The 20,763-nt window shown below is 52.6% G+C and carries 9 protein-coding genes; 5 read left to right on the top strand and 4 right to left on the bottom strand.

Going from position 1 to position 20,763, the window contains the following annotated elements; genetic code table 11:
- Window positions 1-5: 5 nt before the first annotated feature.
- Window positions 6-2,708, top strand: a complete 2,703-nt coding sequence (locus QET40_RS05180; protein ID WP_280126107.1) for a calcium-translocating P-type ATPase, PMCA-type — start codon at window positions 6-8, stop codon at window positions 2,706-2,708.
- Between the two features lie 212 nt (window positions 2,709-2,920).
- Here the strand turns inward: QET40_RS05180 and QET40_RS05175 are convergent, their stop codons facing one another.
- Both QET40_RS05175 and QET40_RS05170 read right to left on the bottom strand, forming a co-directional pair.
- Window positions 2,921-6,262, bottom strand: a complete 3,342-nt coding sequence (locus QET40_RS05175; RefSeq protein ID WP_280126106.1) for an autotransporter outer membrane beta-barrel domain-containing protein — start codon at window positions 6,260-6,262, stop codon at window positions 2,921-2,923.
- A gap of 169 nt (window positions 6,263-6,431) precedes the next feature.
- Window positions 6,432-7,925, bottom strand: a complete 1,494-nt coding sequence (locus QET40_RS05170; RefSeq protein WP_280126105.1) for a carbohydrate porin — start codon at window positions 7,923-7,925, stop codon at window positions 6,432-6,434.
- A gap of 158 nt (window positions 7,926-8,083) precedes the next feature.
- Between QET40_RS05170 and alr the strand changes: the two genes are divergently transcribed.
- Both alr and QET40_RS05160 read left to right on the top strand, forming a co-directional pair.
- Window positions 8,084-9,190 carry an alanine racemase gene (alr, locus tag QET40_RS05165; protein WP_280126104.1) on the top strand — a complete coding sequence of 369 codons (1,107 nt, stop codon included), beginning with the start codon at window positions 8,084-8,086 and terminating at the stop codon, window positions 9,188-9,190.
- Between the two features lie 4 nt (window positions 9,191-9,194).
- Entirely contained in the window at window positions 9,195-10,031 is an 837-nt protein-coding gene (locus QET40_RS05160; protein ID WP_280126103.1) for a deoxyribonuclease IV, read from the top strand.
- Window position 10,032: 1 nt separating this feature from the next.
- Here QET40_RS05160 and QET40_RS05155 read toward each other — a convergent pair whose 3' ends face one another.
- Window positions 10,033-10,635: a tyrosine-protein phosphatase gene (locus QET40_RS05155; RefSeq protein WP_280126102.1), complete on the bottom strand. Its 603-nt coding sequence runs from the start codon at window positions 10,633-10,635 to the stop codon at window positions 10,033-10,035.
- A 111-nt stretch (window positions 10,636-10,746) separates the two neighbouring features.
- On the opposite strand from QET40_RS05155, the gene hrpA reads away from it, so the two are divergent.
- On the top strand, window positions 10,747-14,442 hold the full coding sequence (gene hrpA, locus QET40_RS05150) for an ATP-dependent RNA helicase HrpA (RefSeq protein WP_280126101.1): 3,696 nt from the start codon (window positions 10,747-10,749) through the stop codon (window positions 14,440-14,442).
- A gap of 15 nt (window positions 14,443-14,457) precedes the next feature.
- Here the strand turns inward: hrpA and QET40_RS05145 are convergent, their stop codons facing one another.
- Window positions 14,458-17,742, bottom strand: coding sequence for a VIT domain-containing protein (locus QET40_RS05145; protein WP_280126100.1), 3,285 nt, complete (start codon window positions 17,740-17,742; stop codon window positions 14,458-14,460).
- A 266-nt stretch (window positions 17,743-18,008) separates the two neighbouring features.
- On the opposite strand from QET40_RS05145, the gene QET40_RS05140 reads away from it, so the two are divergent.
- Window positions 18,009-20,630: a DNA topoisomerase 3 gene (locus QET40_RS05140; RefSeq protein WP_280126099.1), complete on the top strand. Its 2,622-nt coding sequence runs from the start codon at window positions 18,009-18,011 to the stop codon at window positions 20,628-20,630.
- Window positions 20,631-20,763: the final 133 nt, after the last annotated feature.

Genomic DNA, 20,763 nt, shown 5'->3' with positions numbered 1-20,763 from the left:
ATTATATGAAAAACAAACATAGTTATTCGGGTCTTAGCGATAAAGAAGTACTTGTGAGCCGTGAACAGCACGGATGCAATATTATCACTCCTCGCGAAAAGGAGGCGTTATGGAAACGGTTTCTCGAAAAATTCGGGGATCCTTTAATTATTATTCTTTTAGTAGCTGGGACATTATCCATTGGGGTATCATGTTATGAATACTTCATGTTAGATAAGGGCTTTTCGATCTTTTTTGAGCCAATGGGTATTTTTATCGCGATACTTTTGGCAACGGGACTTGCTTTTATTTTTGAGATCAAGGCTGATAAAGAATTTACATTGCTCAATAAAATAAATGATGACGAGTTGGTTCAGGTCATTAGAAATGGATTTCTTACTGTCGTACCGAAGCGTGATGTCGTTGTGGGCGATATCGTCAGAATAGAAACTGGAAATGAAATTCCGGCAGACGGGGAATTGCTGGAGTGCATGTCATTACATGTGGATGAATCTTCTCTCACAGGAGAACCGATTTGTTTCAAGAGTGTTGTGGAACATGATTTTCAAAAGGATGCTACTTTCCCTACAAATCATGTGATGAGAGGGACAAAAGTTATGGAGGGATACGGCATTTTCAAAGTTCTTCACGTGGGGGATCAAACGGAAAATGGCAAAGTCATGGAAGCTGTACAGATTGATGACAGCGTATGTACACCTCTTAATGAGCAATTGGATCGTCTTGGTTCTCTTATCGAAAAGGCAAGTTATGCATTTGCTGTGTTGATTATTGCAGGGCGTCTTTTTGCTTATTTCCATCAGTTACCGTCGTTAGATACTTTTACATGGATGGATTTTTCTCTCTATATCCTGCAAACAATAATGATTGCTGTAACACTTATTGTTGTTGCCGTTCCCGAAGGGCTTCCCATGGCTGTTACGTTGAGTTTGGCATATAGCATGAGACGTATGCTACAGACAAATAATTTAGTGCGCAGAATGCATGCATGCGAGACGATGGGCGCAACAACCGTCATTTGTACTGATAAGACAGGTACGTTGACGCAGAACTGTATGACAGTTGCCCAGACCGACTTTTATGGCCTAAATGATCGTAAACTCGATGATAGTGAAATCGGCCTCTTAATTAAAGAAGGACTTTCTGTCAATTCTACTGCGTCCCTCGATCAATCCGCTACTGCCCGTTCGTATGCAATTGGCAATCCTACTGAAGGGGCGTTACTTCTTTGGTTGGCAGGTGCGGGAGTCGATTATCGTCAGCTTCGTGATCAATCGGAGGTTCTGCAGCAGATTCCTTTCTCTACGGAGCTTAAATATATGGCGACGATTGTGGATTCGCAGCTTCTTGGGAAAAAAGTGCTTTATGTGAAGGGGGCTCCTGAAATTGTATATTCTCTTTGTTCTCGGACAAGTGGTAATGCCACACAGCTGGAAATTGATGCTCAGTTAAGTAAATATCAGGCTCAGGCGATGAGAACTCTTGGCTTTGCCTACCGTATTCTTGAGTCCGATGAGTCTCCTATTGTCGATGGCAAAATTGCTTGCAACAATCTTACATTTCTTGGGATTGTTGCGATTTCTGATCCTATTCGGATTGAAGTTCCTCATGCAGTCAAAGAATGTGTTAATGCTGGAATCAAGGTCAAAATTGTCACTGGAGATACCTCTGGTACAGCTAAGGAAATTGCGCGTCAGATTGGGTTGTGGGAAGAGAACGAACCTGAAACAAGCCATATTACTGGTGCCGAACTAACTACTCTATCAGGAGCTGAATTAAAAAGGAGATTATCTGAAGTAAAGGTGATTTCTCGTGCTCGTCCTATGGATAAGCGGTATTTGGTAGAAAATCTTCAATCACTGAACGAAGTTGTCGCTGTGACGGGAGATGGAACCAATGATGCCCCGGCACTTAAAGCAGCACATGTTGGTTTGTCGATGGGAGATGGCACATCTGTTGCAAAAGAGGCTAGTGATATTACAATTATTGATAATTCCTTTAGCAGTATCGCACGTGCCGTTATGTGGGGCCGTTCTTTATTCCAGAATATTCAACGTTTCATTTTATTCCAGCTGACAGTCAACGTTGCAGCATGTTTTATCGTTCTTGTCGGTTCTTTTATGGGAACGGAATCTCCTCTTACAGTGACTCAAATGCTCTGGGTTAATTTGATTATGGATACGTTTGCGGCCATGGCCCTTGCTTCATTGCCTCCCGATGAAAGCGTGATGAAAGAATCTCCCAGAGATAGGGAATCTTTCATTATTAGTTCTGATATGAAGAAAAACATTATTGCTGTAGGTGGGTTGTTCTTCTTATTTCTCTGGGGACTTCTTTATGTATTGCAACATGCATCAATTAATCAGATGTCTGATTTCCTTGATATTAAGTTTGAAGACGAGAATCATTTGTCGCCTTATGAGCTTAGTGTATTTTTTACTATTTTTGTTTTCCTTCAGCTTTGGAATCTTTTTAATGCGAAGGCATTTAAGACAGGACGATCTGCTTTTCATTTCAAAGGTTGTCAGGGTTTCTGCCTGATTGTTGCCCTGATCTTCGTAGGGCAGATTGCAATCATTTCTTTAGGAGGGAGTTTATTTAATATTGTACCCCTCTCGCTGTTGGATTGGCTTGTGATCATATGTGCAACTTCTGTTGTCCTAGTGATTGGAGAAATGATCCGGTTCTTCGGTAAAAAGGAACAAGTATAAAAGATCTCTAGGATTGACTGGAATATTAAGTTACTTTTGGTTATCGTAATATTAATCTGATTACATGCTTTGTCTCCTATTGGATTTCGACCAATAGGAGGCAAATTTATGCATATATGGCATGACTGCCATGGGTAATTGAGACATTTTGATCTGATTTTACCTTCACCAAACAGGCCTGGATAATGTGGTGGAAGTACCAGGGATATGGCTTAGAATGTCCAGGTGAGTGAGATGTTGCCGTAGATGCTTTCGTCTCCATGCATGTAGAGTTCGTTGCCGGCGTTGAGTTGGAGGGAGATGGCTTGATTGATGCCGAGAGCGACTCCGGCTTCCAGGGCGATGCTGTCGCGGCCCGGGAATTTGACTTTGTTTGAAAAGCCGTAGTTGCTGGCGGCAAAAGCGGTATCGGTGGTGCCGGCACGGTTCATGAATTCATGGTTCCAGGTGGCTGAGGCTTTTGCCAGCCAGGAGGATTGGCCGCTGATGGTTATGGGACTGGTGATGATCTGGCCACCGAGTCGGGTTCTGAGGGATTGGTAGGCGTTGGAACCCAAGGCAAGGCGCGAGGCTTCCGAACCGTTTTCCGTGCAGGATGGGCGTGTTGCCAGTCCGTAGTCCAGGGATGCCAGCGATCTGGCGATGACGGAACCCAGGTCTTTGTCGTACGAGCCTTGCAGGCGGATGGTTCCGGAGAATCCGGTCCAGTCCGCAGAGTGGCTGGCGTCGTAGCCGTTGAACGCGATTTGGCGCTTCATTCGCATTTGGTCGATTCCGGCCCGGCCGAGCAGGGCCAGTTTGAAGCCTTCCGGCTGGGGGGCGTATTCGAGTTGTCCGCCCAGCATGAAGCTGTTGCCTTCCAGTTTGCCGTTGGTGTCGCCACGCATGTTCAGGTAGTTGAAGATGGCATGTCCTCCGTAATGCAGTTTTTCGCTGGTTTGCCGCCTGATGCCGACCAGGGTTCCGATGTTATACGATTTGTATCCAATGCTTCCCGGCTGGTCGTTGCCGTTTGTGTAAGGCTGGATGAACAGGTAGTTTCCTTGTCCGGAGTTGATGTAGGTTTTTGTGCCGGAGAAGACGGTGTCTGACAGCATCCGCTGCATATCCAGAGTGGCTAGTGCCGCGGCACCGTAGGCATCGGCAGACAAGCGGGGCAGTGCAAAGCGGATGTCGCTGCCGTCCTGTGCAGAGAAGTCGAGCGCACCGAACAGGGAGCGCATTTTTTCTGGAGACGCTGCCGCGATGTGGTCCAGGGCTCGCCCCGTTTCCCGGGCACTCGAGGAACTCACTTCAGCGTATTGGCTGTAGGCATTGGCAGCACGGTTTGTGGTGACGACGATTCCGTGGTGTCCGGTGGTACTTTCCTGACGGGTGGTGACGGCGAGCGTCGGTGACATTGGATCACAGACCAGGGTGTAGTCGGGCAGGAAGTCGCCAGTGACTTCCAGAGGTGTAACGGAGAAGGAATCCCGGTAGTAGCCGCGTTGCAGTGCCAGCTCCAGTGTTCCTTCTATTTGTGCATTTCCGTCGATGGCGATGAGGTCATGTTGGCCGGAGTCATTTAATTCCATCAGGAGACGGCCTGTTTCCGTCTGCACGAAGTTTCCCTGGATGTTGACGGTACCGATACTGTTGCCCGGGGAGAGTGTACCTTTGTTTTCTATGAGCTCATCTACACGGTATGTTCCGTTACCGGTCAGGGTGGCACCATGTTCTACGACGACTGACAGGATGTCGGCACTACCGTTGTAGGAGAGTGTTCCTCCTGCCACGCGCATGGCGATCCCGGTAGGACCGGAAATTTTTCCGTCGTAACGCATGGAAAAGGATGCATCTGGCTGCTCCATGGCTTGTCCCAGGGCATCGGCCATTTTGCCGAAGGTCAGTTTTGTAATGAGTCTATCCGAGCTTACGGCTTGGAGGTTGTCGTTGTTCCAATCCCATTCTGAAATGATGTCTCCGGATACGGAGGCTCCGGCCATGATATTGATCTGATCCACATAGGCGTTGTTGGAAATGAAAATTGCCGCTTTGCTTCCCGCAAGGCTTCCGGTGACGTCAAAACTATCCACCAGTGCACCCTTGAGGGCATCCAGCAAGGGGCCTTGTATCCATGACTCCTCGCCATCGTGCCATTTGGATCTCATCCATGATCCCCGCCATTCATCCTTGTCTCCCATTGCGTTGCTTCCGAAATCGAATCGGGCTGAGATTCCCTTTCTTCCCAAGGCTTGCAATGAGCCTCTGTGGACGACATGGTGGTTTCTTCCGTAGGCAACCAAAAGGGCATTTCCTTCGGTACCATTGGCATGGACCCTGACGTTTGGGTCAATGGTCAAGGTGTTTCCGCTTCCGTCCATACGGATGCCGATACCCCATTTTCCAGAGGAAAGCAGGTCGGCTGTCTGCCGGATGGTGTTGTGGCTGCCATAAACGTGAAACCCTGTGCCATAGGTAGTGGGGTTGTATTGGCCTTCCTTCCATCCGGTTCCTTCTGCATTTCGGGCATAATAGGGGTTCTTATTGATGTAGGTCAGTCCATCGTTGTACAGGGAATTTCCGTAAAAATTGCGGCGGTCCAGTTCCAGCCCGCAATCTTGCATGACAGCCAGTTCCGCTTCCATCAAGATATTCCAGTTTCGGTAGTCTTGGTGACTCATCAGCGAATTCTGCAATTCGATGTGGCTGAACTCAGGGTTAGAGCATCCAAATTCATTTTCTTCCCAGCCGTTAACGGGAAGTCCGGCTACCCGGTTTTCCGTGGAGTCATCCGGCCAGGCTAAAAGAGCTCCCTGCAAGACTTCTTCGACATGGTTTCCGGTAAAATAAACTCCGACATGAGATGATTTTCCGTTTGTTACAAATGCGGTTCCATCATCTTCCTTACTGCCTTTTTCCGTGATGATCATCCCGTCTTGCGCTGCATGACCATAGATGTCACGCAGGCCGGCATTCCACAAGGATTTCCCTGTGAAGGAGAATAAGGTATTATCGCTGTTAGCATCGGTGTCGCATACCAATCCCAAGGCATGCATCATTTCATGGACGAGAATGGAGGGGAGATTCGCTTTTTCTCCGTTTTCCGGGAAAGAGGGCATAGGAGACGTGTTCCATTCGCCATTGAAATATTGGGCATGATCAACTGTGATTAGAGCCAGGGCACCGTCCAATTCCGGATCCCCTAAAGGAGGATTTCCCGTCAACGCGGAACTCAGCATGGTATATCCATTGGGTAGATAATCGCTCGTTGCAGAGGCGTTACCATCATATTCACCCTCGGTGACAATGGCAATATTGAGAGGCGCTTGGTTCTTTGCCTTGGGCGTCAAGATGGAGGCCCAGTAGGAAAGTCCGTCGATGATGGCAGCCTTTTCCCTGTCATTTAATGTAAAGTCCGAACCGTCTTTCTCGGGGGCGGCCTCCGGATGCTCGCCCGGATTGTAAAGGTAGAGTTGGAAAAACGGAGTTCCGTCGGAACCGGGAACATTGAGAATATCAATGGCTTGCCCTGACGGAATGCCTGCCAGGATGGACAAAGAGAGGAACTTCAAGATAGTAGAAAATTGCGACATATATTATGGGTATAGAAAAACAACCCTGAAAATCAACTTATTTTCTAAAAATTCAAATAAAACGGGCTGAATCACGACATGGGTACCTGAGATGATCCAGCCCGTCAGGGAATGTACGAGGTTATTGAACTTCGGGGAGAAGGTGTGTTTACCAGGTCCAGATATTTTGGATCTGGAGGACAACATCTGTCTGGCCGCGTTTGCCGTGGATCGGGTTGTGAACGACCTGGATGTCGGGTTTAATGGTCATGGTAGGAGTCATCTGCAGGGTGTAGGACAGTTCGGCGCCGTATTCATTGTTGTTGGTATAGGGGCCGTTGTCCTTGGCACCTCGCTGCCAGAGGACGCCTAAGCCGAGACATCCGTTATTGGCTGAACGAAAGATCCGCCATGAGGAGGTCTTTGAGAAAGGAGTCATCCACAGGAGGCCGGTGGCCGCACTGTATTGGATGCCTGTGACGCGGGCGGCATTGTCATCGGCGGCACCGGCGGTCAGAAACCAGCCGAGGGTGCTGTTTCTGCCGAGTTGTTGCTGGATGTTTATGGCGAGACCGCCGCCGTTGTCTCCCTGGCTGGTGGTCCAAAAGGGTTGGATACGGTAGGCTCCTGGCCCGAGTCCTGCCAGGTCTTCCGTGATCCAGCCGATTTCAAGAACATTGCTCCAGTTGTTGGAGCTGATGTAGTTAAACGGGTTGTGTCTGACAGGAGTGTTGTTTGATGTGCTGGAAATCATCATGTAGAACGATTTGTTCGGCTGCCAGGCGATGTGGTAGCCCCAGCTGGAGGAGGAAAGGGGGAGGGCTTGTGTGTTGTTCAGGGAGGAGTTGTCGAAAGGCGCGGCATAGATATTGTGATCCAGGAAACTGTCTACTTCGAGAAGGCCTGCCATTACGACAAGCTTGCCTTTGAAGGCCGTGTAGCCAAGGCTGAGGTTTTCAAAATAGGGATCGCCGAAGTTGTAGAACCCGGAGACGAGCTGGCTGGCGCCCATGCTATTGTTGGGGGCTTGCCGGTTCTGGTTGAAGCCGAGTCCCGGACCGTATTCCAGGTCGGAGATCAGGAACAGTCCATTTCCCGTGTGGGAATCCCGGAAGAAGGTTACGTTGGTTTGCAGGGACAGATTGTATACCGGGAAGGAGCGCTTGTTGCTACGGTCGGGAAGTTCGCCTGCAACATAAGAGTAGCCAAAACCGTGCGACAAGGAGTAGGTGACACCGTACTGCGAGACTTCTTTTTTGATCTTTTGCATGCTGGTGGACAGGGCGTCTTCTTCAAAAACGGCTCCCGGTTCGACACAGGTATTGCCAAGAACATAGAGACTGTCCAGGTAGGGCATGAAATTCAAAGGCTGGGACGGGAAGAACTGGAGTCCTCCCCCGGAACCGTGCCGGCTGACGCCGTTGGCGTTCAAGGATGCTTCCGGTGTTGCCGCCCCTTTGAATCGTTTAAGGATTTGTTCATTGGGCGTCATGGCCTTTTGCAGGCTCGGACTGACTTCCTGCGGGCTGAGTGGCTGGATGTCGGTGCCAAAGCGGCTTTGCTGGTATTGGGGTTTGTCAACCGGAGTGGATACCGCTGCCTGGCCTGCTCCGCACAGGAAGGGGAGAAGGCACAAAACGAGGCTCTTTTTGCTACTGCTCATGTCTGTCATGACAGTTTTCGACCGGAAGGTGCTGAATAATAATGACACTTCTTTACAATGGTTTGTAAAATTTCAAAATCCTGGTTTTACATTTTCCCGATGTGGGAACAGGCACTATTACGGCTTGCACGGGAAGGCATTCCCTCTACACTTGCACTATGTCCTCTACGAGCCTTCTGAGAGCATGGGCGCAAATTGATACGGATGCCATCCGGCATAATTTGAATGTTGTACGCCGCGTCATGGCAAACCATGCCATGATGGCTATTATCAAGGCCGAGGCTTACGGTCACGGATTGGAGGGCGTCGCGCGGGCTCTTGATGATGAGGACTGCGCCTTCTACGGTGTTGCAACGATTGCGGAGGCGGCTCGCGTGCGCGATGCCCATTGCAAGACTGTTCCTTTCATCCTCGGTCCTTGCTTCCCGGAGGAACGCGAGGTTATTGTCCAGAACGGCTGGCGGACGGCTGTGGCGAGCATGGAGGAAGCGGAACATTTCAATTCCCTCGGCCAGTTGTACGGAAAGCCGGTACATGTCCATATTTGTGTGGATACGGGCATGGGACGCAGCGGATTTCTGCCGACGGAACTTCATGGACTGACGGAAAGGTTGCGGCAGTTGCCCCACCTGCATCTGGAGGGGATTTTCTCCCATCTTTCGGCGGCATCGGAAGACATTACCTTCACGCATCAGCAGATCGACAGTTTCAAGGAGGCCGTTAACGAACTTTCCGCGACTTACGCCTACGAATACCGCCATCTTTGCAGCAGTGCGGCGATGTTCAACTATAAGGTGCCTTCGGCCAACATGGTGCGCCTAGGCCGCCTGCTCTACGGCTATTCCCCGATGCCTTCTCCTTACAATAAGGAACTGAAGCCGACGATGACCTTGTACAGCCGCGTGACGATTGTACGTACTCTGCCGGGCAACCATGGGGTATCTTATAATCATTGCTACATTACCAAGTACTCTACTCGAGTGGCGACCATCGGCATCGGATATGCCGACGGTTATCTGCAGTATCTTTCCAACAAGGGTTCCCGCGTGTACGTGAACGGACAGTATTGTCCTGTACTGGGCCGTATTACGATGGATCAGATCATGGTGGATGTTTCCTATCTCGAACAGGAAGTCCGTCCCGGCGATGTTGTGGAAATCATGGGGCCCCACGTCAGCTGGGAGGAATTGACGGTCCGCGCCGGGACAATTCCCAGCAATGTGTTGACGAGCATCAGCGCCCGAGTGCCCCGCATTTACGTTTGATCCCATGTTGAATATCGGAACGCATCTTTCGTCCGCCAAGGGTTTTTTGAACATGGGTCGGACGGCAACGGCGATCGGCGCCAATACCTTCCAGTTTTTCACCCGCAATCCGCGTGGCAGCAAAGCAAAAAAACTGGACCGCAGCGATCTCGACGCTCTTGTTGCTTACTCCCGCGATCATGACTTTGCCCCGGTCCTGGCGCATGCCCCGTATACGCTTAATGCCTGTTCTACCGGGGAACGTGTCCGTGAATTTGCGGAAGAAGTCATGCGGGACGATCTTGCCGTGATGGCTCTGATTCCCGGCGGCATGTACAATTTTCATCCTGGCAACCATTTGGGGCAGGGAGCGGAAGCGGGAATCGAATTGATTGCCGGCATGCTCAATCGCATTATCGCTCCGGATCAATCGACATCTATTTTACTGGAGACTATGTCCGGCAAGGGAACCGAAGTGGGGCGTTCGTTTGAGGAACTGGCTGCCGTGATAGAGCTGGTCGAATGCCATCATTGCCTCGGCGTGTGTCTGGATACCTGCCATGTTTTTTCTGCGGGCTATGATATTGTCCACGATCTCGATGGCGTTTTGGCCGAGTTTGACCGCGTTATCGGTCTGGATCGCCTCAAGGCTATCCACCTCAACGACAGCATGATGCCTTTTTCCGCCAACAAGGACCGCCATGCGGGCGTGGGCGAAGGGTTGATTGGTCTTCCCGCCTTGGAGGCCGTCATCAACCACCCTCTGTTGCGGCGCCTGCCATTTTATTTGGAAACTCCGCACGATCTCGACGGTCACGCGGCAGAGATTGCTCTGATGCGTTCCCTGTTCCGGGAGGAGTAAATTACTTTTCCCGGGCTTTTGCCCTGATTCTAGCTTCCTCTGCTTTTTGGGAGAGTTCCTTCTTGAAGGCTTTCCAGTCGATGGATTTCAATAAGGCGGGTAGATTCCCGTAAAAGGTTGAATGGAAGCCGAACGGGCCATCGGTAAATTCGCGTATGGCGTCGTCGACCGGCCACCCTTGTTTGACGATGCGGTAGGCGGCGCAGACGACTCCCGTCCGGTCAGAACCATGCCAGCAGTGAATGACGATGGGTTTGGGCGCCAGTTCGACGGTCAGAAGGCACTCCATCAGATCGTTGCGAGTCAGTTTGCCGGCGGCGACGGGATAGTGGTAGAGTTTTAGCGTTGTTTTGGCGGCTTTCCGGTTGTCCGAATGGTGTTCGCGGAGGTTGAGTACACTTTTAATCCCCTTTTTCTGAAAGTCGGCGAAACCTTCGTCGTTCGGTTGGGCGGAGCGGTAGAAATGGGTATCCAGACGGTAACAGTTATCAGTGTCTTCGACTTCTATTTTTTCCGGCAAGGGTCGGTTGGCCTGAGATTCTGCCGCCTGGGAAAGGGGAAGAAAAGCCGGAAGACAGATGAGGCAGAGCAGGGCAATTCGCATACTTGCATGATAGAAAATGGGAGGATGTTGTCAAACATCCGCTCTTGCGGCAAAGTGTTTGGCATGGTACAAGGCCGCCTTCCGTTTGTTGGGAATTCCGTTTTGTGTCCGATGGCGACTATTGAATATCCAGATCTGCCTGTGGCTCGTCACAAATCCGTGATCGAGGAGGCGTTGTGTGCCCATCAAGTTGTGGTGGTTGTCGGTGAAACGGGTTCAGGGAAAACGACCCAGCTCCCCAAAATGGCGCTGGAGATTGTCGGAGACAATCGGCGGGGCCGGGTTGGCTGTACCCAGCCGAGACGAATTGCCGCCGCTTCCGTCGCTCGTCGCGTCGCTGAGGAAATGAAATGCGAATTGGGTTCCCTCGTCGGCTACCAGGTGCGTTTCGAGGACAAGATCAGCGAGGAGACTTTGCTCAAATTTATGACGGACGGGATCCTGCTGGCCGAAATGCAGAAGGATCCCGACTTGCGGCAGTATCACACGATCATTCTCGATGAGGCCCATGAGCGCAGTCTCAACATAGACTTCCTGCTGGGCTACCTCAAACTGCTGACAAAGAGGCGCAAGGATCTGCGGATCATCATTAGTTCCGCCACGATGGATGCAGGAGGATTTTCCGAGTTTTTCGGCGATGCTCCCGTCATCAATGTGGAGGGGCGTACATTTCCCGTCGATATCCATTACCTGCCTCCCGCCTGGGAGGATGAGGAGTTGCCCGACCATGTCGGGCGTGCCGTCAAGTGGCTGAACGATTACGATGCCAGGGGGGACGTTCTTGTTTTTCTGCCCGGCGAACGGGAAATCCGCGAGACGGCGGAAAAGCTGGAGGGGATGAATCTGTCCCGGACGCGTATTCTGCCTCTGTTTGCCCGGTTGGGCCTGGCTGACCAGCAGAGGATTTTTCATCCCGACGGCTCGCATCGCCGCATCGTGCTGGCGACCAATGTGGCGGAAACGTCCCTGACGATTCCCGGTATTGTGTACGTAGTGGATTCCGGACTGGCCCGCGTGAGCCGGTACAGTGCTGCGCGACAGGTACAAAGGCTCCAGATTGAGGAAGTGTCGCAGGCAAGCGCCCGACAGCGGGCCGGGCGTTGCGGCCGTATTTGCGAAGGGGTCTGTATCCGCTTGTACAGCGAGGAGAATTGGGAGAAACGAACCCCGTTTACGGATCCGGAGATTAAGCGCAGTTCGCTGGCCGGAGTTCTGCTGAAGATGAAAGATCTCGGATTGCCCGAGATCGGGGAATTTCCTTTGCCCGATCCTCCTTCGTCGAAACTTGTAACGGAAGGCTACCGAACTCTTCGGGAAATCGGGGCCGTCGATAAAAAGAAGCAGCTGACCCCTGTCGGTAAAAAACTCGCCCGCCTGCCGATTGATCCCCGTCTGGGGCGCATGCTTTTGGAAGCTCAATACGAACGAGCCCTTCCCGAAGTTTTGGTTATTGTTGCCGGACTGAACATCATGGATCCGAAGGAGCGTCCGGCTGATGTGGCAGACAAGGCCGATGTTGCTCATGCCCAGTGGAGGAATGAGGATAGTGATTTTCTCTCCATGCTATCCATGTGGAAAGAAGTGCGGCAGTTTCGCGAGGGCTCGCACTGGAAGCGTAACCAGCTCCGCAAATGGTGCGCCCCCCGTTTCCTGAACATGATGCGCCTGATCGAGTGGAGCAATCTTCACGAGGATCTTTCCCGGCTTGTCCGGGAAACGCTGAGATGCAGGATTCCCGAATTGGAAACCGATGATGAGCGGATGGCCAGCTTTGCCATGATTCATCGTAGCATTCTGGCTGGCGTACCCCGTCAATTCGGATTTTGGAACCCGGAAATGCGCGAGTATAAGGGGGCCGGCGGCCGATCATTCGGCATTTTTCCGGGGTCGGGGCTTTTCAAACGTAAGAAACGCCTGGAGTGGGTTATGGGTGTCGAATTGGTGGAGACCTCCCGCCTGTGGATGCGTCGCTGTGCCAAGCTGGATCCTGTCTGGGTGGAACAGGTAGCTCCGCAACTCTGCGAATATCATTATGCCAATGCCCGGTGGGATAAGGCGCAAGGGGCTGTTTATGCCACGGAACGCGTTGTGTGCGGAGGGTTGGCTATTCTGGACAATAGACGCGTTCATTACGGGCGCATCTACCCGGAAAAAGCCCGTGCCATTATGATCCGGGAGGGATTGCTTGCTGATGGCTTCCGGGAAAAGCCCCCTTTTCTCAAGGAGCTTGAACGCGTCCGAGACGAGGTGAAGTCCATGGAAATCAAACTGCGCCGTCCCGACCAGGTTTGGTGTGAAGACGGTGTTTTCGAGTTTTACGACAAAGTGATCCCGCAGGATATCTGCACGGAAAAGGCTTTCCACAAATGGCGGCGTTCTCTCGGTAAAGGGGAGTCGGTTCTCAATATCCGTCCTCAGGATGCCATGTATGCTTTGTGGTCGGAGGATGAGCTCGACGGTTATCCGGATGAGATTTCCTGCGACGGCCAGGAGTACCCCGTGTATTACCAGCATGATCCCGGCGCGGAGGATGACGGTGTGACTTTGGGCGTTCATATCGACCAGCTAGAGTCTTTTCCGGACTGGCTTCCCGAGTGGGGAGTTCCGGGCAATCTGGCGATGCGTGCCGAAATGCTTCTGCGGACATTGCCCAAGGATTTGCGCGTTCCGCTCCAGCCGATCGGCCAGAGAGCCGCTGCTTTTGTTTCCCTGCGCAAGGGATTAGTGCCGGATGGTCCGCTGGCATCGCGTCTTGCCGAATTCGTCGAAATGGAAACCGGACGGCATTGCGGCGCCAGGGACATCAACATGGAAGTGATTCCGGCTGAGTTGATGACCAAAATCTGGGTTTGCGATGATGCCGGGCGTGAACTTGCCATCGGAACGGATGTAGACGAATTGCGCCGCCGTCTGAAGGTACAAGTCGAGAAGCGCTTCTCCAAGTCGGCGGCCAAATTGTGGTCTCGTTCGGGAATGAAAACCTGGGATTGCGGCACTCTTCCCCTCCGTGAAGATGTGGGAGGCCGTCCCGGATTTGTTGCTTTAACCGATGAAGGAGACAGCGCAGGCATCCGCGTGTTCCCGACAGAGCGCGAAGCGGAAGCTTCCCACCGCCTGGGTTGTATGCGCCTGGCTTTCCTGGCCATTCGGGACCAGGTCAACCACCTGAAGAAAAAATTTCCGCTGGGATTGGAAGGCAAATTATCTCTGGGTATTATTGGTGCAGCCCCCGTGAGCAACATCGAGGATATGCTCCTGGTAGCGGTGGAAGGCGGGATGGGATCTCCTATGCCGAGAAGCGGGGAGGACTTTGCCGCCGCCCTTATGCGTGCCCGGCAGAACCTCTTTGATGCGGCACGCAAAGTGGGCGAGTTCTGGGAACAATGGAGTGCTGCCGACCATGCCGTCCGCGACTTGGCCGCAACGCGGGGCAGGGAACGTTATTATGACCGCATTGTGGCGGATCTTCGGGAACAGATGGACTGGCTGGAACGCGAACACTTTGTTCTCAAGGCCGGGTGGCAGCGTCTGCCGGATATGGTCCGTTATGCCCGCGGCATTGCGGAGCGTTTGCGCCGCATGGACCGGCAACCACTTGTTCGCGAGTTGGAACGCATCGAGCAGTTCCACGGCATAGCTGCCCGCTGGCAGGCCGTGCAAGCCTCCCATGCGGATGCTGTTGACTGGGAAGATTACGGGTACCTTCTGGAGGAATACCGGCTCATGGTCTTTGCTCCCCAACTGGCTGCCAAGGGGCGGGTTTCCGTCAAGAAGCTGGAGCAGGCCTGGGAAGCTCTTTCCGAGTAGGAAACGTCAGGGAGATTACCGGGCCGGCAGTTTGATGATGGTTCCGGTCACGGGCAGGGTTGGCGAGTTCCATCCGTTGAGTGTAACGATTTCTGTGGCTCTGGTCTTATCTCCCAGTTCACGTTCGGCGATGGATTCCAACGTGTCTCCTTTTTTGATTTGGTAATCGCGGGTAACAGCTATGGAACCTCCTTCTTCGTGAGAGTAAGCCACGTCGCCGATGTGGACGATGTCATTCTTGTCCTTGAGCCGGAAGACGAGAGTCTGGCTCTTTTCTTCAGGGCGGGCGTAGTCGGTGTAGACTTCGGCATACAGGGTTACGGGTGCCAGCATTTTCTGGGAACGCGAACCGTAGTAATTGGCTTCGATCTTATAATTCCCCGGAACGGCTTTGCGAATCATGAATTCCTCCGGCCCGTAACCGTCGGTTACGTCGCGTGAGAGATGTCCCCCCGTTGACGTCCGGTTGTGGCTGTAGATGCATTTTTCACCAAAGCGGTCCGTAGCCCACAGATCCATGTCCGAATTGTCCGTGTCCCAGTTGATGACGACGCGGATATCTGTCGCGATCGGAGTGATGAAGGCTGGATCCAGCCCTTGGGTATCCACCGGCCTGCCCTCTGCTTTTGCCCGGGCGATGATACGATTCATCTCGACGAGAACGATTTGTTCAATCCCCCGGAAACGGGGATGCATCGGTTTTTCCAGAACAAGTTTCAGAGTATTGAACGCACCCTGACGGTCTCCCATTTCATCGAGGACAAGGGCGAGGTCGCGGTAGGATTGAGGTTCTTCCGGGAACATGTCACGGACTTTGTCAAACATGTCCTTTGCGGCGGCAAGGTCTCCGAGGTAACGCAATTTGTAAGCCAGGACTCGCATTAAAGAACGGTTTTCGAGTTCCATTTCCGCCAGGTTGGTAAGGATTTGGATAGCGGTTTCACGATCTCCCTTTTTAGCGAACCATTCGGAACAGTCGAGGTAGAAACCGGGGGAATCTCCTTGTTTTTCCTTGAGTTTGAGATAGGTGTCGAACGGAGTGTTCGAAGAGTCCAGAGCAGCAAGGTAGGGTGAATCCGGATTCCAGGCTTTGACACTGATGGAGGGCCCTTCTTTCGGAGCTTTCTGTTTGGAGCTGGTCGTACGTTCAGAGCTGGCCGTACGTCCGAGATCTCCGTTGCCAGTCAGGAGTCCGTTAAATGCCGCATGGCCTTGGCGTAGAGAATCTGGTGCTTCAGCGAAAGAATCTCCGGCTTCTTCTTGTCCAAGAACGGGGACTGCCGCGGGAGCAGGCGTTTCCCAAGCGGAATCGACTTCGTTCAATTGCCTGGCCCGTTCTACAGACATTCCTGCCGCCGGGCTTCCATAGGAAACATCTCCTTCTTCAGATTTCCCCCTTTTTGAGGAGGAGACAACCGGGAAGTCCTTCGCATACCACGTGGTGAGGTCTTTCCAGCCGTTTAGGGCGGCTTTCAGGTTATCGAGGCGGATTTGATCGGCTTCCAGTTCTTTTCGAGTATGTACCTTGATCATGGCTTCGTCATAGAGCTGGCGTTCCTTTGGTGCGGAGGCAGGTGGGCGAACCTTGTAACGGAGGTATTGGTCAAGGGATTCCAGGACGAGCAGCGAAGTACCGGGAGTGACGATACCGTAGTCCTGCCCGAGTTGGGACAAAGCTTCCTTTGTGGCCGGACTTGACGGTTCCAGCATGAGTTTGACCAGCATATTCTGGCCGTAGAATGAGCGGAGCATTGTTCCCGGCCTGGCCGAGGCCGTATCGAAGTTCGCCGTACCGGAGGCGACGATTTTACCGTCGGGCGTTTGGACTTCAAGTTTAACGTTGTGAACTCCATCCGGGAGAACGGCTGTCCAGACGAGGCTGTCGCCGTAATGGAATTCCTGTTTGTTGAAGGCTGCCTTCTTCCAAGGTTGACCGTCTACGACGGCGCTGGCGGTAAGGGGGGCATACTTCATGGATTCCAACGCCTGGTCGGTTGTTGCCTCCGCCAGGTTGAGGATGTTCATGTTCTGGCGTCGGAGGGCATTGATATCCGCTCCGGATTTGGCGATGAGAGCATATGTTGGTACGGAAACCGTCGGAGTGCTGGAAGCGTTCTGCATGGCCCCGAGGTTAACGATGCCGTCGGTAACGACGAAACGTATTCCGGCCCGGGTATCGGCTTTCAGGAAGGAGTCAAAATTACCCGTACCTCCGTCGTAGCGGATACTACGGAGGAATTTCAGCAGTGTTTCCGCATTGCTACCGGAGACAGTGAAGGGGACGGGATCGGCCAATTTGTTGCGGAGAAGGAAGACTCGTACCGTTTTGTTCTGGTCTGCCGTCTGCTCAAAATATTTTTTCAGCAGATTCAGGGTTTTGTCGAGATCGGCTTTGACCATGGAACCGGAGGCATCCCAGGCGATGTCGATAGTGTCGGGCGAGGGCAAGGACGGGGAGGTGCCGGCTATCGGTGGGATGATTAGGGAGACGGCGGCAAAAGTTTCGCCGTCGTAGGTTTCCAGACCGCTTTTCAGCTGGCCGTTTTCCAATCCTTGGATCTGTTCGGAGGGTAGAGATACGACCAAGTCTTCGGTCATCGAAAGGTTATTCCATTCCGATTCGGCGACGAAGACTCCCTGCCAGTCCTGAAAGTTGAAGTTGGACAGTGTGGGGGACGAAAGCGTTGGTTTCCGGTTATCTTGCGACTCGATGCGCAACTTGAAGGCATCGAGCTTTCGCGGGAAATTCAAAGGCAGACGGTACACCGGCGCGCCATTGTCTCCGATGGGGAGAATGGACGTGTATCGCAGACGTACCGTGCGCGTTCCCTGGGAAGGGATGGGATAGATGCGAGTTTTGAAACTGTTGCCTCCGGACCATTCCACAAGACCGGGGTCGATATTCTTCCGTTGTTCCTCTTCAAAGACAACGCGGGCTTTTTCCTTTGTCACCGGAACGCCGTCTACGAGGTGCCCGTTGATGTCAAGGGCATAACCTTGCAGAGCCGCTTCGTCCGGCAGAGGATAGTACAATTCTCCTTCCAGGACTCTGTCGTTCGGATTCTTGAATGTAAGAGTCACGGTCGTTTCAGCCAGAATTCCGTTGAGGCGAGCCGAGACTTCCGCCCGGGAAATAGAGACGGGTTGTTCCTTTCCCGGTTTGGAGACGACCAAGCGCGGTATAAGAGCCTCCCGATCGGGAATGACCCGGCCGGAACCGGATGCGGAGGCCTGTCCGTAAAGGCAGGGAATCATGGTCCCCAGAAGGAGGATTGCAACCGTGGAGGGTACTTGTTTCATGGCTGTGGAAAGGTGGAATTCAAAAAAAGAAACCCATTACACCTTCTTTAGCGGAACGCATACTGTTCAGCAAGAATTTTAGGGTAACATTGAGGTAACGGAGCAAATCGGGCGATAAAACGTCCTATATTGCATCGAATACGCATTCTTGAATTGACAAATGTCCCGTCTGAGCGCTTAGGAATTTGCAACCAAAACGCCTGTCGCGCAAAAATGTCTTTTGTTCGAGAAGCCAAATACGATTTCCCTTCCCCTTCCCGTTGCCCATGTCCAAGATTCTCATCATCGCAGAAAAGCCCAGCGTCGCAACCGACCTCGCCCGAGTATTGGGCAAAGAACTGGGTAAGTTTACCCGGGACAAGAGCGGCGCTTTTTTTGAAAATGACCAAGCCGTCATTACTTCCGCTGTCGGGCATCTTCTGGAACAGAAAAAACCGACGACGGCCGAGGGCAAGTCGCTTCCCTGGAAGTTCGACTATCTGCCCGTGATTCCGAATAAATTTGAACTCGAACCGATCAAGCAATCGGAAGACCGTTTGAAGAAAGTGCTTCAGCTTGCCCGTCGCAAGGACGTTACCGAAATCGTCAACGCATGCGATGCCGGCCGGGAAGGGGAGTTGATCTTTAACAATATGGTTCGCTTCGGCAAGTGGAGCAAGAAGATGCGCCGCCTCTGGATGCAGTCCATGACGGACGAGGCTATTCTTACCGCCTGGCACAACATGCGCAGTGAGGAAGACATGGCTCCGCTTACGGACGCCGCTATTTGTCGTTCGGAATCCGACTGGCTCATTGGTCTCAACAGTACGCGTGCCCTGACCATTCTGCAATCGCGAGGCGGCTTCAACATCACGCCTGCCGGTCGCGTCCAGACGCCGACGCTTGCCATCCTGGCCCAGCGGGAACAGGAGATTCAGGCCTTTATCCCGGAGCCTTATTCCGAAGTTATTGCCTCCTTCAAGGTGGCAGCCGGACATTATGAAGGCAAGTGGGTGGATCTCTCGTGGAAAAAGAGCGAGAATAAGCCTCAGTCTCGTCCGGAACGAATTTGGAATGAACAGACTGCAGAGGAAATCCGTAGCCGTTGTGACGGCAAGACTGGTATTGTGACGGAGGAAAAGAAACCTGTTTCCACCATTGCTCCCCTGTTGTACGATCTGACCTCCCTCCAGCGCGATGCCGCTAACCGTTATGGGTTTTCCGCGCGGAGGACATTGCAGCTTGCCCAGGAGTGTTACGAAAAGTACAAGGTGCTGACCTATCCTCGTACCGACTCCCGTTATCTGCCGGAAGATTACGTCGGCAAGGTATACGGCATTGTAGGATCCGTTGCCGGAGACGACAACGATTTTTCCCCGTTTGCCCGCGACATTCTGGACAATAAGCGCGTGAAGCCCAACAAGCGTGTGTTTGACAGTTCCAAAGTCAGCGATCACTTTGCCATCATTCCGACGGGCAAATTAGACAAGCTTTCAGCCGATGCCCAGAAGCTGTTCGACATGGTAATGGCACGCTTCCTGGCAGTTTTCTTCCCCCCTGCCATTTTCGAGGACACGAAGCGCACGACGCGCATCACTCATCCCGGAGGTATTGTGGACGCATTCAATACGACGGGTCGCGTACTTGTGGAACCGGGCTGGCAGGCTGTCTATGGTCGTAAACCCGGTAGTACAGGCAAGGAAGACCTGGTTCCCGTCCAGCCTAACGAGCAGGCGCTGGTGGATCGCATTGATGTCAAAAACTCCATGACCAAGCCTCCTGCCCGATACACGGAAGCTACTCTTCTGGCAGCTATGGAAGGGGCCGGCAAGCTGGTGAACGACGACGAACTGCGGGAAGCCATGAGCGAACGCGGACTGGGAACCCCGGCGACGCGTGCGTCGATTATCGAAGGCTTGATTTCCCAGGAATACATCGCCCGGGAAGGCAGGGATCTATTGGCGACGCGCCGCGGTATCGAATTGATCGAACTTCTAAAGCGTGTCGGCTTGGAAACCCTTACGTCGCCCAGCATGACGGGCGAATGGGAATACCAGCTCAAACGCATGGAGCATGCCGCTCTTGACCGCGAATCCTTCATGAAGGGAATCAAGGAACTGACAGGCGACATTGTCGAACGCGTCAAGCAATTCAAGACGGATATGCAGCAGGTCGAATTGCCGGAATTGCCGTGGACGTGTCCCGTGTGTGGCGCCGAAGGGTTGAAGAACACGATGGATGCCGTTTCCTGCCGCTCCTGCAAGTTCTCCGTTCGCAAAACTATTTCCGGGCGGGATATGACCGAAGATGAACTTGCCGGTCTCGTCGCCAACCGCAAGACGGATATTCTTTCCGGCTTTACGTCGCGTTTCGGCAAACCGTTCGATGCCGGCTTGGAACTTGATGAAAAGGGCAAGGCCAAATTCTACTTTCCGCAACGTCCCGAAGATGCCGAGTCCGGCGACAGGGAGGAACCGGTTGTCGTGGATCGTGTCGTTGCCCAAAACGGCAAGGAATACGATATCCAGCAAACCTCCAAGACCTGGAAACTTCCGGATATGGAATTCGGCAAGACGAAGGGGGTCAGCGTTTCCCGTACGATTCTCGGAAGAACGATTACTCTCGACGAGATTAAGGCTATTATTTCCGCAGGAAAGACGGCTCTCCTCAAGGGCTTCATTTCCCAGCGTACGAAGCGTCCCTTCGACGCCTACCTTGTCCTCAATGCGAAAACGGGCAAAGTAGGGTTCGAGTTCGACAAGACGGAACGCCCCGCCAAGGCTGGGCGTAAGACAACGGCCAAGGCTGATTCTCCCGAAGACAAGGCTCCTGCCGCTGAAAAACCGGCGAAGGTTGCCCAATCGGCCAAGACTACGCCTTTGACCAAGCGGAAGACATCCAAGAAGTAGCCTGCGTTGTACGGCAAGGTTTTCTCCAAGAGGGGAGGGCTGTTCCGAATGTTTCCGGAATGGCCCTCTTCTTTTCCGTTACGGAAGTTAGAGGGAAACCTGAAGTGAAATCGGTAATCTTTGGCGGGAAAGA

The organism is Akkermansia sp. N21169, from assembly GCF_029854675.1.
In the GTDB taxonomy this organism is placed as follows: domain Bacteria; phylum Verrucomicrobiota; class Verrucomicrobiia; order Verrucomicrobiales; family Akkermansiaceae; genus Akkermansia.
This window is presented reverse-complemented; position numbering and strand designations above follow the sequence as displayed.

What these genes read in the sequence shown, in the direction of transcription:
- QET40_RS05180 (WP_280126107.1), top strand. Translation starts at nt 6, where the DNA reads ATGAAAAACAAACATAGTTATTCGGGTCTTAGCGATAAAGAAGTACTT.
- QET40_RS05170 (WP_280126105.1), bottom strand. Translation starts at nt 7,925, where the DNA reads ATGAGCAGTAGCAAAAAGAGCCTCGTTTTGTGCCTTCTCCCCTTCCTG.
- alr (WP_280126104.1), top strand. Translation starts at nt 8,084, where the DNA reads ATGTCCTCTACGAGCCTTCTGAGAGCATGGGCGCAAATTGATACGGAT.
- QET40_RS05160 (WP_280126103.1), top strand. Translation starts at nt 9,195, where the DNA reads ATGTTGAATATCGGAACGCATCTTTCGTCCGCCAAGGGTTTTTTGAAC.
- QET40_RS05155 (WP_280126102.1), bottom strand. Translation starts at nt 10,635, where the DNA reads ATGCGAATTGCCCTGCTCTGCCTCATCTGTCTTCCGGCTTTTCTTCCC.
- hrpA (WP_280126101.1), top strand. Translation starts at nt 10,747, where the DNA reads ATGGCGACTATTGAATATCCAGATCTGCCTGTGGCTCGTCACAAATCC.
- QET40_RS05145 (WP_280126100.1), bottom strand. Translation starts at nt 17,742, where the DNA reads ATGAAACAAGTACCCTCCACGGTTGCAATCCTCCTTCTGGGGACCATG.
- QET40_RS05140 (WP_280126099.1), top strand. Translation starts at nt 18,009, where the DNA reads ATGTCCAAGATTCTCATCATCGCAGAAAAGCCCAGCGTCGCAACCGAC.